Source organism: Flavicella sp. IMCC45668 (genome assembly GCF_057219105.1).
On the sequence record NZ_CM170114.1, the window covers coordinates 1406050 to 1421801 of the forward strand.

Consider the following 15752-nt stretch of genomic DNA (forward strand, 5'->3'; position numbering starts at 1 on the left):
GAATACCTTTGAACAAAACGACGAATCATGAAAAGCGTAAAACTCAATTACAAAACGACATTACTACTTGTATTATTCAATATTATAATTCTCTTTTCTTGTCAAGAATCAAAGAACGAAAAAGTTGATACACTTTTGGAATTAGAAATTCCTGAAGAAGAAGAAGAAGAAACTCCTGCGCAAGATACTCGAACGAGAAACGAGACTAATTCTTTAGGTATACCTAGGCCACTTACACTTCACTATATGCACGATAAATCATTACCTTCTAGTGAATTTAACAATGCAAGTCCGAGATATGTAGAACAAGAAAACTCAACTCAAATTTTCAAATTCTTTAAGGACGATGAAGTTACAGCAGCATCGAGTCCTGATAGAACAGGATACATAAGAGTAGAAGCTGAAGAAGGTATTACTTTTACCAGAAATGATGGTTGGCATACATTTGAAGCACGCATGAAAATATCTGGTACATTCACACAAAGCATAACCATTGCTCAACTTTTTGGTGGAAAACCACATATGCGAGTAGAAATAAGATCAGACGGTAAAATTAATATCGGTAGTATTGTTGCCAATGCTGCATCTGGTAACAACACCAATATGAATATCTCTGACAATGTTTCTTATATTAATAAAAGTTTCAAAATTAAAATACGTTCTAATGGGAAACAAATTGAAGTATATTTTAACAACACAAAAAAGTGGTCAGGAGAAACTCACTACATAAACACAAGCTCTGAAGCCTCACGAAAATATCATTTTAGATGGGGAATTTATTACAACTACCCTGCAGAAAAGGATTTAACAAATACATGTACAGAAATACTTAGATATAAAGACTAAGTTCTTTAGTTTTAGCATTAATTTTCACACCTTATAAAACCACTTTATTCACATAAAGTGGTTTTATATATGCAAAGTATTATTTTATAAAGAACTTTGAATCATCAATATACATGAATACTCCAAGTATCCCTTTTCAAAGACTAATTCTAAAAATCCTTTTTATGGACATATTGACTCTTTGGAAGGAATGGAAAATTAGTTCTTTATAACTTTAAGAAAAATTGGTTCTTCTGTATTCACTTTTACAAAGTAAACCCCATTGGGATTTTCATTAATATTTAAATTAACAACACCTGCATGAACGTCATATGTCTCAGAGGAAACTAATTGAGATTGTACATTATATACCTCAACATGTATCGAAAGAATATTTGCAGGTATGAATATTTCAAAAACTCCATTGGATGGATTCGGATAAGCTTTAATATTTTCAAGCAAATTAATATGTTCTGCCAATTCCCCTTGACAAGCTGATTTACCTTGCACCTCTATATCGTCACCATGATTTACAGCTACTGAGAAATTAGATTGATATGTTTCAATAATGGGCTCTCCATTTTTAAAAACTACAAATGGAGCCATACCAGATTCAATAGTAACTTCCGCCGTATTATTTTCTACTTGAATTTTACCACTCAAACTCATTCCCTCAGCTATTTCAACTTCATAACATTGTTCAAAAATGTCATCTTCAATAGAAATGCATAAAGAATATGTACCCACATCCAAGTTTTCTATGCTTGTCGTATTTGTAAAATCATAATCTTTCCCATCAACAGTTGCTGTAAAACTTCTACTTTCACTAGAACTTATATGAATCTTTCCATTTTTCTTATCTACACAAGATTCTCCTATTTCCTCCACGGTAAAAGTAATTGCTTCTGCTGGAACTTCGTATTCATAATCCAGCTCATATTCTAAATATGCTTTTTCGTCATTATCACCCGTTACAGTTTTATCAATAAAAGTTAATTCTTGCCCTTCACCTAGGTAAAGAGAAACATTGGTTTTGTTATTTACTATTTCTGTCCGTACGATTGCAAATCTCCCCTTAAATACTATTTCATAATCTGGTAAATAAAGTGAACCTTTATTGTCAGTATTAGTCAAAATAACATCTCTAATAACCTGACCATCAACTTGAGAAATTACCTCTACACCTATTACACTATTATTACTATAAATTTTCTTCGTAGACAGAACAGTACTTTCCGCTTTGTCTGATGGTTCATAAATCGCTACGAATGGTTCATTCCAGGCTTCACCATATTTACGCATAATAAACATTTGCGTGTCTTTATTGTCATAACCATTTCGAACTTCTTGAGTTGGTGGCGCTAATGCAGAGCTGTATTCTTTTTCTACCCCTCCAGGCACATGAACATGTAAAAAATCATTGGTTGTTTGCAATTCAAATTTAACAGACATCGCTTCATTTGATAACTCCGATGTTTTGGCATTGGTATACCATCTCCAACCTGGTTGCTTTCGACTATCTCCAATATCGTTTTGATAGCGATTTGGGGTATTTATTAAATCTAACGGTGTTCCATTCTTGCTAATTATCATTTCATCGCCTAGTCCATGAAATAAATAATCATGATAATTATTCGTGGCATTAGACACGGATCTAAATATATCAACATAATATCCTGAAGTTGCACTTGTTCTAACGATGCTATTTGTTCGTAATTGATCAACATTATTAATATTGTCATCTAAAAACTGAGAAGAGAAACTAAAATTCTCTGCAATAGGATCTGCATTTGTATTTGGTTCACTTGCCTCTAAAACAATGGGATCTACTATATTCTCCCAAGTTCCAGAGCCAGTTATTCCGCGTTTGGTTTCTCCATTTACGATAATGGTATTGTGTGCAGCGTGTGATACAGCATATTCTTCATGAAGAGGAGTTCCATAGCCACTAGATGCTCCTCCAAAATCAGGACCTATTACATACCCTGCACCGTAAATCTCAAAGTCTAAACCAGTAGCATGTGCGTGTACATACGTACCTCCACCGGTATAATACATCAAACCATATTGTTCATTGTTTGTTTCTACATAATTCCGTTGCATTACAACTCCAGCATGACTTGCCTTCATGGTTTCGTATTGAGGTTCACCAGCATTACTTACCGAATCGTCAATATGAACACCCCATAACAATTGTAGTGGATTATTCCATTCCAAACGCTGCGTTTCTATAACAGGTTTGTATCCTTCTTCCGCATCATAAATTTTTTGTAAAGTGATGGCAGCTCTATTTTTCAGATCGGTATACCCTTTTCTTTCCGCAATTTTTAAAACCGCTCTAAATATATATGCATGATCTGTAAAACTTCTTCCTATATCTCCGTAAGTCATTGTTGCCCCATTCGGATATAAAAAGTTCTCGTAAATAAAAATACTTTCTAAGAGGTCTTTGTTGTTTTGAACTATAGTCAATTCTGGACTGTAAACGTCTATAATATTCATTAATTGAATAAACAGCGCATGCGTAAACTTAGCATAGCCAGCTGATTCTGGCCATAAACGGTCTTCTTCACTAAACCTGTCTAACATCCAATTAACACCAGGTTGTTTTGAATTCGCTGGACCATTGAGTAACTCATTATAGAAAACACCTCTAACGGCATCATCTTCCATACACATCACACTGTAAAGTGCACCTGGTAATTCTAAAACAGGATGATTGGAATTATTTCCTCCTACCTTTATCACATTATCAGCCATTACCTCAAAAGCCTTTTGTGAGGTCTCAAAATTAAAAGACACTCTTGATGTGCTTTCTAAATCATAAACAGTAGTACCTGATTTTGACAAAAAAGGTTGCACAAAATCATAGATCATGGCAACACGTGGAAACAATTCTCTAGGTGGAATTAAATGATTAAAATTCGGTTCATAAAACTCAAAGGTTAATGGATCTTGAATACTTATCATTTTTACATAATGGTGTAGCACATCCGATGCGACTTGTGCATATTCCTCGTCGCCGGTTAAATAATACAAAAAAGAACTTTCTGCAGCGGCATTAAGACGCTCTCTATGATTTGTTCTATCTCCAGGTATTGCTGGTATTTGATTTAGTATGGACTCTGGATTACTAACATGCGTATCTTTAAGATTCTGTTGTCTATTTTGTAACTGAGTAAACATGCTATTCGCCCAACTATAATTCGCTATGTTATCTAATATTTCTTGCTTATCAGCATTTGATACCCAAATATGAGGATGGGTTAAAGATTGTGAAGGAGGAGGTGGCGTAAAATCAACCAAGAAATCTTTATATTCAAAATTATCAAAATCTAACGTTGCAATTGGTAAAAAAGAATTGTTTTGTAATTTAAAAGCACCCAAAGTTAAATCTGGATTTTTTACTGGCACATCATTAAAAACTTTAACCGTACCTACCCAAATTTCCCAAGTATCATTCCCAACAGATTCAACATTTCCATCTGGAGCTGAGTATGTTTGTTCGTCACAAGAGTTATTCGCAATAAAAGTAATCGTTTGTTTACCTGAAAAATCTATTGATTGAGTACTTCCATTATCCAACACTTTCAAAAAGAAATTACCATCTGTTCCACTTATTCCTAGACCAAACCTACAATACGTGGTAGAAATAGAAGTACCACTACTATCAAAACTAGGTCCAAAGTAAAAAGGTATTTCTCTACGATCATCTGGATGATTTGGATCATTATTCGTTACTTCAAAATCAAATTTAAATTGAATAAAAGTAGGGTCTGATGAAAGAGGTGGGTTTAAATTTCTGTAAAAATAAGCTGAGCCAACTTCTTTTTTATCTAGTCTTAATGCGCCATTTGTAATACTTGACTCTACTTGAGAACCACTGCTTATCGCACTAAACTCTCCATCATTTGGTACCGTACTTATATAATCTGATATTGAGGTAGAAGAACTAAAATCCTGACTAAATATTTGAGCTTTCAACGAAATTGAAACAACACAAAAAAATAAAACAACGAGTACTTTTTTTATCATTTTTAAAGATTTTATAATAAATCGACTTCTAAAAAAGATATTTTTCTTATTCAAAATTTCTTATCAATAAATATAATTCAAGAGTCATACAATGATCTCTAATAAAAATCGCATCCGCGTATTCTTGTTTTATTTGAAAATCTCAATTCACTTTTCTAAGCTTAAGACCACTCAATCGTGTTTTTCCTTTTATAGCCTTAAAATCTATCGTGATTCCATTGTCATCATCAACAGAAATTAAAAACCTTTTGGATACTCCCCTGTCTTTTCCATATTCCTTTTTAATATTTAGATTCGACCAAATCTTTTTAGAATTCACAAAAATATCCATGCTATTCTCACCTTTGGTTTTTAATTCTGCCAACAATAAAGTCAACTCATATGTACCCTTTGGAACATCTAATTTATATGCCTCTAATCCTATCATTTGAGTTTGATAAATAGGATCATTTTCAGTGCCTTTTACACTAACATCTACTCCAATATTATTTCTACGTTTGCTTTTAAATCTTAATAAATCTCCACCAACATAACCAAAACCACCTTTTTCATACTCTTTGTCGGGCATCCATAAGTAGTCTATGTTATCCGTTTCAATAAAATAACAGAATGATCCCACGTTAATAGCAATCTCTTTAAAAGGATTGGTTTCACTTTTTAAGTTTTTAGGCTGAAGTGTAAATTCGATGTTTGCAAAATCTTTACTTATTTTACCATCTTTTTCAGAAATCACTTCAATTAAGTTTTGCCCTTGTTCAAACGGTACATTGAATGTTGCAGTTGCAAAATCAAATTTTTGTTTTCCAACAGAATTACCATTTACCAATAATTCCACTTCACTTCCATTACCTACAACAGTAATAGGTTGTGTTGCAGAATTTCCGCCTTCAACATCTGCAATACCAGCTCTTTTTTTCCAACCTTTAGAAGCTATCGCTATAAAAGGTGTATCGGTTAATAATGCTTGGTATAAATAATAAGCATCTTTCTTTTTTCTATCTGAAGTAACCAAACCTTTGTTATTGATATGTGGCACGGCATCTTTACGATGTTCTACCTGAAAATCGGCATAGTTCCATACGTTTGCTCCAACAATTTCAGGAATATCCAAAATCGCTTTCATATAAGCTTTGTGCAATAAAAATTGGTAATCTACACTAAAATCAAATCGAGTTGGTTTGTAGGTTCTTAATCTCGGATCTGCACCTCCTCCATATTCACTTAGGATGAATGGTTTGTCAGGGTCAATTGCTAAGCTACGTTCAACCAAACTTCTTAAATTCTTATCAATATCTTCTAACTCTTCAATATACCAACCATAGTATTTATTGTACCCTACGATTTCTGTAAATCGAATTCCTAATTTATCTTGATACGCTGGTTCTCTAAAAAAAACTGTGTAAGAATATCTTGTTTCATCTTCATCTTTAATTGTTTTTGCTAAAGCCTCATGCGTACTTACAAAGTGTTTTGTATACGCTTCTCCTAACTTACTAGGAGCTTTCATAGTCGTTTCATTTCCTAAATTCCAAGCTACAATAGAAGGATTGTTATAATTAAAACGAATCGCTTCTTTCAGCATATTAATCGTGTTTTGCTTCCCGGCTTCATTTGCCGCTGCTTTGTCCACAAAAGGAATTTCTAAAGTAGCCACAAACCCCATTTTATTACACATTTCTAATATTGCCGGATCTTGCGGATAATGGGCTATACGGAAAAAGTTAGAACCCATTTCTTTTAACAATTTCATATCATTTCTATGTACCTCATCACTCACTGCATTAGCTTTTCCGTAAAAATCTTGGTGTCTACATGTACCAATCAATTTGGTTTGCTTGCCATTGATAAAAAAACCTTCTTTCGGATCAAAACGAAACCATCTAAAACCTAAAGGATTTTCTACTCTATCAAAAACATTTTTTTTCTTATCGATTATTTCCGTAACTAATTTGTATAAATACGGATCTTCTGGTGACCATAACTTTGGATTCTCAATAGTGAATTCATTTATAACATCTTTACCGAATGAAGATTTTCTAAAAGATTGTTTTACAATATTATTATCAGCGTCATATAAAGTGTTTCTCACTAAATAACGTCCATTTTTTGGTCTCTTTAATTTCGCTTTCACAGAAACTGTAGCAGAGGATTCAGACACTTTGGGTGTTGATATAAAAACTGCATTCGCACCCAAATTTGCTACTTCAAAATGAACAGGTTTGGTAATGATTAATTGTATGTCTCTATAAATACCTCCATAAAAAGAAAAATCTGCCGCTTGTGGTACAATTTCATCGTTATGAGCATTGTTTACTTTGATTGCTATTTCGTTTGCCCCAAGGTTTAAAGCAGCTGTAATATCTCTGGTAAAAGTAGTATAACCACCAATATGATCTTCACCTACTGCTTGCCCATTTACATATAGAGAAGTGACTTGATTGGCACCTTCAAAAAGCAAAAATACTTGTTGGTTTTCATAGACCTCTGGAACGGTTATAGATTTTTTATACCATCCATCTCCTCTATAGTATCCATCTTCATCATCTAGAATATCCTCAGTATTCCATGAATGAGGTATAGTAACCTTTTCCCAAACTGTTGTATTATTATCAGAAAAAGGGGCTTCAATTGTTCCTTTATGAAAGCTCCATGATTCATTGATTGTTTCAATATGTCTAACTTGTTGAGCGATTAAGAAGTTTGCGAAACTTAAAAATGTTACTAATAAATTTGTTATTTTCATTGTTATTGGATGATAGTTGAAATATTAAAGCTATTCTTTCTCAAATACTAGTTCTAATGTTTTGCTAGAAACATACCCTATTCGATGCGCTTTTACTACTAATTTTGATCCATCGGCAATGGAGAATCGTTTTGTATAGACCTGCCAACTTTTCTGAGGTGCTGTACCCGGTTGTTCAATTTTATATCCTATGGAAGCCCCTTCTGTCTTACAAGCAATCGAAATCACTCCATTTTCATTTGATACTTTTGGGGGTGCAGTAATTGGCTTTTTTGAACTTCCATTCCACAAAAAGCTGATTAGATCTTTCTCTTTTCTTGATGGGTTGTCATTAATTTCAGATAGCCACCTATCCATTTCGTCCCGAAGCTCATGTAACTTTTCTGAATACGCTGCTTTTCCCGCTAGATTGACCAATTCATTAGGATCTGCTATACAATCAAATAATTCTTCTTGTGGTTTTGATGCACGAAACCATTGTTTTTGAATGTCATTTAGCCTCCCTGCTTCTCGTAATTTTAATAATTCTTGCATGCTAGGAATTCTTTCTCTGTAGGTAATTGGTAAATAATATGGTATTTCTGGCAGGTAATTTCTGATGTATTTGAATTGACCATCTTTCACCGCTCTAATGATGTCTGTTTCTGCATCAAAACGATCTGCTGCTCCATGAATATATGTTCGTTCAACTTCAACTTTATTTACCCCTAAAAAAGCTTTTCCTTGCATATAATTTTTCGGGTGTTGCCCAATCACAGATAACATTGTTGGAGCAAAATCAACAAAACTTAGCAATTGCTTATCTACGGTTCCGGCCTTTAATTTATTAGGAAACCTAATAATCAAAGGTGTTTTCAATCCCGAATCATAAATCAAACGTTTTTCTCTAGGTAAAGGTCCACCGTGGTCTCCATAGAAAAATATCAATGTGTTTTCTAACAATCCATCTTCTTCTAATTGTTTTAAAACCATTCCTACTTGCCGGTCCATTTCTGCGATATTGTTGTAAAGCTTCCACATATCTCTCTGAACAACTGGTGTGTTTGGCAAATAAGGAGGAATCTTGAATTCCGTATCCTTAGAAACGAGTATAGGAGTTTCAGCTTCTTTTGATTTATTATTAGCAGGGGAAGTTCCTTTATTTTTCCATTGATACGTTCTATCTCCTAAATGATCGTACCTAGTTTCTATTTCTCGAAACCCATAAGGTTCGAACAAACCTGATTCGTGTGTTACAGTAAAATTAAACACAGAAAAAAACGGTTGCTCATTATTTCTGTTTCGCCAATGAGCATATGGACTGCTCTCGTCCCAGGCTGTAACAGGAGCTTTAAACTGATAATCTTCTTTGTAATTATTAGAGCAATAATAACCTTGTGAACGTAATAACTCACTTATCATTTTCACTTCGGCAGGTGGCACGGCTTCATAAGCTGGCAATCCTCTCTCCATGGTATAAGAATTCACACGCATATGATTCGCCCCGATACTTGAAGGGTACATCCCAGTAGCGATGGCTGCTCTACTCGGTGCACAAACACCTGATGGAGAATATAAATTTGGATAACACACACCTTCAGCTGCCAAACGACTAAGATGAGGTGTCACTATCGTACTATCACCAAAAGAAGGAATGTAAGCTCCCATATCTTCAGTTACCAACCAAAGAATATTCGGTCTCTTTTGTAATTTTAAATCATTAGACGAATCTTTTTGATTCTTTTTTATATGGCAACCAACCATAAACAGACATGTGACAACTGTCAATATAAACTTATCCATAGAAATATTTTTGTTCAATACCGTTTAACACGTAAATTAAGATTGAAAAATAATATCCCTCAACCATTGATTGTTATTCATTATTTGCATGCAAAATTTCACTCCTGACTAATTGAAAATCGCAGCTCTATAAACCTACTTATTATCAAATGATCCCGATTCAAGAATATTTAGTGCATCAACCAAAATAAAAAACTATACAGGCCCAAGTGTTCTGTACAATACTGAATATTACACCCCTAATTTACCGTGTAAGAGTGTATTTAATTTTTAATTATTAATCTCTTTATCTCAGTGTTTCCCTTGGAAGCTAGCTTGAGGAAATAAACACCTTCTGGATACCCAACTAAATCAAGTTCATTTTTTTCCATAATACTATTTTTCAAAACTTCACCTCGACTAGAAAATAATGTATACGCCAAATTATCATCATAATTTTTTAAATAAAAAAGACCCGTACTTGGGTTCGGGTAAACACTTGTATCATTCTGTAAATAATCTTTCGAACTCAATGCATCTGTTGGTTCAAATTCTATTTTATCAGGCTCACTTGATAGTGATTTTCGTTGGGTCAATCGAACGGTATTTTCCCCCTGATTTAATGAAATATCTGGGATTACTGTTTCTAAATATACATTCCAATCAAATGTTCTAGTAATTAAAACACTCTCGAATAATGTTCCATTAATTTCTATATCCATGACAGAATCATCTCGATTTCTATTTGCGGCAAATAGTTTAAAGTTATACTTACCTGCATTTTCTACCTGAAACTTATGTTCTACAAATTGATTTGAGGAAAAAGAGTCGATATACGCACCCCCAGAAGCGTCAGGATTCGATCCCACCACAATATCGTTAGATGCCGTTGTGTAATCCTCTGCTTCTAACAATATATTATCTCCTTCCGTTGGAATATCAACCTCTGACAAGGTAAATTCTTTAAAATACAGAGGACGTTTATCTCCAACACCTGGTGTATTATTCCCAGTATTTTCCATTAAATATACATAGAGTTTATTACCCTCAACAAAAGCATCAAAATGCGAAAAATTTATCGTTTCTGAACTTGCGTAAACTATTGTCCAGTCATTTTTTCCCTCTGGAGTACTTTTAACATTGACTTTTCCTCCTAGAAGTTCAACCATAAATACATGGTTTTTGTAGCTATAAATTTCTCCACGGGTTTGAGGGTTTGGTATAAGTCCATCTGCATTGCTAGAGAAATTGACATCTGCAGCCAACTTATAATAATGAACATTTCTATTATCAACCCTTTGAACAAAATGAATAGCTCCATTTTCAGTAACTGTCCATGCTGGGTCAGTAGATGATCTCGGCATTGAGGATATGCCGAAATCATCACCTGGTTGTGCAAATTGAACTGGGTCTATATTGGGGTTGACATTGTTTTTTATCGGTAGTGAAATAGCAACATCATTTACATCGAACCATGGCACAGAAGAATTATTAGGAATGCCATTTGTATAGGCAAAATACAAGCCACTATTTAGCATATACCCATTGCTTGTATCACTACTATTATTGGTAGCATATCTTATTGAAAAACCACTATAAAACTTACCATGTAAAAAACGTTCTCCCCCATACATATTATTTGTATTTGGCGCTGCTAATGTTCCTTCATGAAACAACCAATTGTTACTCCATGATGCACCGTTATAATGCGCTAAAAGAATATCACCATTACCTGAGCCCCCTTGTCTGAATCTAGCAATTAGACTACCGTTATCTGCTCTATGAATCATAGGATACGTCATACGTTCATAATCACCTCCTGATTTTAAATAATTTCGTTTCGCATTAAAAATATCAATAGTAAACTCATTATCTGGCACGAATGCTTTGTTTGCTAATGAAACCGAATAATTGAAAAAATGATTGGGTAGAGAAGAAGATCGATATGCATGCATATCATAAATTATATGAATCGTATTGTCTATGGTGCTAACTCCAATTGCTGCTGTATTGTGAGAATCTCCACGAATACCCGTTCCATTTAAAAGCTCTCCATTTTGACCGACATGTTGATGTGGAAATTCAATACTTACCCAAGGCGAATTTTCTACATTTAAGTTCTTTCTGGAAAGCATTAAATTACGTTTATCCATGCCTCCTTTGTACCAGGTTACAAACGCATAACCATTGACAACATCAACACAATCGCCATGAGGTGTAATTCTTGGTCCAAATCTATAATTCACATCTTTAGTTCCGGCAAAATACAAACCATCGTCTGCAACTTTCGTTGAAGCATTTAAATTTACTACAAACTGTTTTTCTTGTGATTCTACTAAAGAACAATATAACAAGACTAAAATTACAAGGTAATACGTTTTCATACTATATGATTTATCTTTTTAGTAGTTCATTTTAATACAACAAGGCATCTTCCAAATGGAAGATGCCTTGTTGTTAATCTGATAGCTCACCTAAAAATCTCATTATTTTTTTACTTTTTATCAAATTATGAGCTATGCTATTATTTTAACTTTAACACCTCACTACCGGCCATTAAAAAAGCACCAGTACCATAGTTTTGCCAGCTATCAAAAGATGCAGGTTCTGGAGAGGCTCCAATATTTTGTACCCATCCTACTCTTCCGTCAGGATGTTGGCATGCTGCAAGAGCGTTCCAAGCTTTTTTTATTGCTGGAGTATATGTAGCTTTATCTAACAATCCATTATTCACACCCCAAGCCAAAGCGAATGTATAAAAACCACTTCCACTAACCTCACCATGATCGTAAGATTCTGGACACAACAAACTCGTTCTCCATAAACCATCTTCTGGTTGAATTTCAAGAATTCTAGCGGACATTTCTTTATATAGATTCACATAGAAATCTCTATGTTCATAATCTTCAGGCATATCATCTAAAATCAATGCTAGCCCACCAAGCACCCATCCATTTCCTCTAGACCAGAATATTTTATTTCCGTTTTCTTCTTTTCTATCTTTCGAATTTCCTTTCCAAACAAAACGCATATCTCTTGCAAACAAACGCTCTTCTTTGTCGTACAATTGATTATAAGTTTGCATGTAAAACTTGTGCATTTCATCCAAATACTTAGGTTGTTCCGTGTATTTGGCATAAAGATTCAATACAGGAGGTGCCATAAACAAAGCATCACACCACCACCATAAAATATTCTTTCCATCGATTCCTGGATTCTTACCTGATTTCCAGTTATCATCTTCAAATAAATGTGCATCTAAGAATTTTGTTGTAGGTTCTAAATCCACAAAATTTCTTCTCTTTTCTGCCTTTGAAATATACAAGTAACTATAAGAAATAGCTATATCGTCTGCATGGTGTAATCTTTTATAAGTTTGCCAATTATTGTTAACTGCCTGGTTTTTTAAAGCAGCCATATACATCATATCCTTTGTCGTTTTATGCGCTCTTGCAACCCCTGTATAGTAAGCTCCTTCAGTCCAGTCTGTTGGATGAATCGCAAAAATAGGATGTGCTTCTTGCCACTCCAAAGCTTTGATCATTGACGCTTCAATTTCGACATTATTCAACGAATCTTGAGCTACTGCTGTTTCTGATACTTTACAGCTTGATATGCCTATTACAACTAGTATACTTAAAATTAACTTTTTCATTTTTTATTTGTTGAGTTTGAATGTAGTTTCTAAATATTCTTTAGATGAAGTTCCAACCATTACAGTATAGTCTCCACTCTCTAAAACTTTTTGCATATTAGCCCCTGTAAATTCTAACATTTTTGGGTTAATCTTAAATGAAATTGTTTTACGCTCTCCTGGATTTAATTCAACCTTTTCAAACGCTTTCAGTTCCTTGTCTGGTCTTGTAACCGATCCTATTTCGTCTTTGATATACATCTGTACAACTTCCTTCGCTTTCATATCTCCGTTGTTTTTCACATCAACACTAACAATCAACTCTCTAGATGGAGTAATTTCAGTATTCGATATTTTTATATTCGAATATTCAAAATCTACATAACTTAAACCGAATCCAAATGGATAAAGAGGACCTTGCCCTAAAAATAGGTATTCCTTTTTATAGTTGATTTCTTTCATACTATAATGGAATGGCAACTGACCTATTGAACGAGGAATAGTTACTGGGGATTTACCAGATGGCGAAACTTCACCGAATACAATTCTTGCAGTAGACTCATCTCCAAATTCACTTAAATCCCAAGTATCTAAAATTGCATCTGCTTTTTCTGCAATCGTATTGATAGACAAGGTTCTTCTGTGTTTTAAAACAACGACCACTGGTTTTCCAAGTGCTTTAATTTTTTCTAACAATTCGTCTTGAGGTCCCACTGGATCAATTGTAGCTCTATCCCCTAGTGTACTATTACTAAAATAAGCTTCTTTAGCTGTAAATTTATCACCTCCTAAAAACAACACCACTACATCTGCATTTTTCGCTGTATTCACTAATTTGCTTATCGCGGCAGGGTTTCTCTCTAATAATTTAGGAGCACCGCCTCTTTCGTTTGTAAGATTGAATCCTTTTTCAGCAATAAACTTAATTTTACTTCCTGCAACAGACTCAAACATTTCTTTTGTGTTTTCTTTCAACAAAGGACCTAAAAGAGCAACTTTTGTCTTTTTCTCTTTACGCAAAGGCAATATTCCATTTTCATTCTTTAACAAAATGATGGATTCTAAATCAGATTCTTTCGCTAATTCAAAAGAAGACTCTGCTCTCACTCCTTTTTTAACCTCTTCGATATCGATATACGGATTATCGAACAATCCTAAGATAAATTTTGTTCGTAACACACGTCTCACAGATCTGTCAATTAGTTTTTCAAGTTCTGGATCCTTTTTTACCATTTCTGGTAAGTAAGCATACGAATCTTCTGCATATAAATCAATATCTATTCCTGCCTCTAATCCCATTTGAGCTGCCGCTTCCGGAGACTCAGCAACATTCATAAAATAGAACAAACGTGCAATATCATTCGAATCAGAAACTACATAACCTTCAAACCCCCATTGGTCGCGCAATACTCCTGTAAGCAAAGCCTGATTTCCATGACTCGCAACCCCATTTAAATCTCCATGAGAAGCCATTATACCCAAAGTTTTCGCTTCTTTCACAGCTGCTTCAAAAGGTGGATATATTTCATCTATCAAAGTCCTTGGTGAAATTTCTATAGCTGCAAAATTTGAACCTCCCAATACTTGTCCGTATCCCGCAAAATGCTTTGCAACCGCACCAATATGTGTCCCATTTCCAAGTCCTTCATAATTTCCTTGTACACCAATAATGGCATTCTTTACCATTTGTGTTGTTAAATAAGTATCTTCTCCGAAAGCTTCACTCATTCTACCAAACCTTGGATCACGAACCAAATCAGCTTCTGGAGAATGACACATATGCATCCCTCTTAATCTAGCCTCTCTACCTACAATATCCCATTGTTTTTGTACCAATTTTGGATTAAAAGAAGCTGCTGATGTCATAGGTCTACCAAATTTAGTACAACCTTCAGCATCAACACCATTATAAGATTCTGTTACAAACAATGCAGGAATTCCCCATCGGTTGTGTTCAATAATATATTTCTGCAGTTCATTGTTAAATTTAGCCGCTTCAACAGCACTTACATGTTCACCAGGATTTTTAATTCCGGCAATTCCTAATTCAAGCTTATCCTTAACACGTTTTGATAACTTCAAGTTTCCTTGTTCATCATGTTTCACACCAATATTAGCATGAAAGATTCTCATTTGCGCAACTTTCTCTTTTAAAGATAGCTTCGGCAATAATGCCTCGACACGTTCTTCAATAGATAAACTTGCATCGTTGTAGTCTTTCTCTTGTGCCTCTTTCATTTCACATGAATAAAACATCGCTACTACAGCTAATGATAAAACTATTTTCTTCATTTTTTATATTTATTTTATTTTAAAATCAAAAGCTTACATTTTCCGGTAAGCGAATATAATTTGCATAATTTTTTCTCAAAACACCTTTCTTTATTTATGGACAACACTTCATCCTAACCTCAGAAATAACTTCAATATCTTGACAAACTTTTTTATTAACAATCACAAATTGAAATGTTACAAAATTTTCAATTTTCATACGAATTACCCCCTCTTTTTCTAAATAGACAACCACTTTCGTACACTTACCACTCTGTTTCTATGTTTTTTGAATGCGACATAAACTTACACAGCTTTCTTTTGAGAACCATCTTCTATATTCTAAGTGAATTAGATAGCCGTAAACCGAATGCCAGACACCAAATAAACATGATACGCTAACACTATTTCAATTAAAACCCTCAAAAAATTCTCTTTAAATTTAAAAGCCTTTTACAATATACCTGTTCTGAACTGTATAGA

Annotated in this window: 7 protein-coding genes; 1 reads left to right on the forward strand and 6 read right to left on the reverse strand. The window is 34.1% G+C overall.

Features of this window, described 5'->3' with window-relative positions:
• The first annotated feature begins 27 nt into the window (after positions 1–27).
• Positions 28–846, forward strand: coding sequence for a polysaccharide lyase family 7 protein (locus tag AC2DZ0_RS06170; protein ID WP_484644384.1), 819 nt, complete (start codon positions 28–30; stop codon positions 844–846).
• 198 nt (positions 847–1044) lie between these two features.
• Here AC2DZ0_RS06170 and AC2DZ0_RS06175 read toward each other — a convergent pair whose 3' ends face one another.
• From AC2DZ0_RS06175 to AC2DZ0_RS06200, 6 genes are all read right to left on the reverse strand, one after another.
• Positions 1045–4860 carry a T9SS type A sorting domain-containing protein gene (locus AC2DZ0_RS06175; protein WP_484644386.1) on the reverse strand — a complete coding sequence of 1272 codons (3816 nt, stop codon included), beginning with the start codon at positions 4858–4860 and terminating at the stop codon, positions 1045–1047.
• Positions 4861–5002: 142 nt separating this feature from the next.
• Positions 5003–7603 (reverse strand): glycoside hydrolase family 2 TIM barrel-domain containing protein, encoded by a 2601-nt coding sequence (locus AC2DZ0_RS06180; protein ID WP_484644387.1) that lies wholly within the window; start codon positions 7601–7603, stop codon positions 5003–5005.
• Between the two features lie 30 nt (positions 7604–7633).
• Complete coding sequence (locus tag AC2DZ0_RS06185; protein WP_484644388.1) at positions 7634–9385, reverse strand: sulfatase family protein; 1752 nt, start codon at positions 9383–9385, stop codon at positions 7634–7636.
• A gap of 263 nt (positions 9386–9648) precedes the next feature.
• On the reverse strand, positions 9649–11748 hold the full coding sequence (locus AC2DZ0_RS06190; protein WP_484644390.1) for a BNR-4 repeat-containing protein: 2100 nt from the start codon (positions 11746–11748) through the stop codon (positions 9649–9651).
• Positions 11749–11888: 140 nt separating this feature from the next.
• Entirely contained in the window at positions 11889–13019 is a 1131-nt protein-coding gene (locus tag AC2DZ0_RS06195) for a glycoside hydrolase family 88/105 protein (RefSeq protein ID WP_484644391.1), read from the reverse strand.
• 3 nt (positions 13020–13022) lie between these two features.
• Positions 13023–15290, reverse strand: a complete 2268-nt coding sequence (locus AC2DZ0_RS06200; RefSeq protein ID WP_484644392.1) for a glycoside hydrolase family 3 N-terminal domain-containing protein — start codon at positions 15288–15290, stop codon at positions 13023–13025.
• Between the last annotated feature and the right edge of the window lie 462 nt (positions 15291–15752).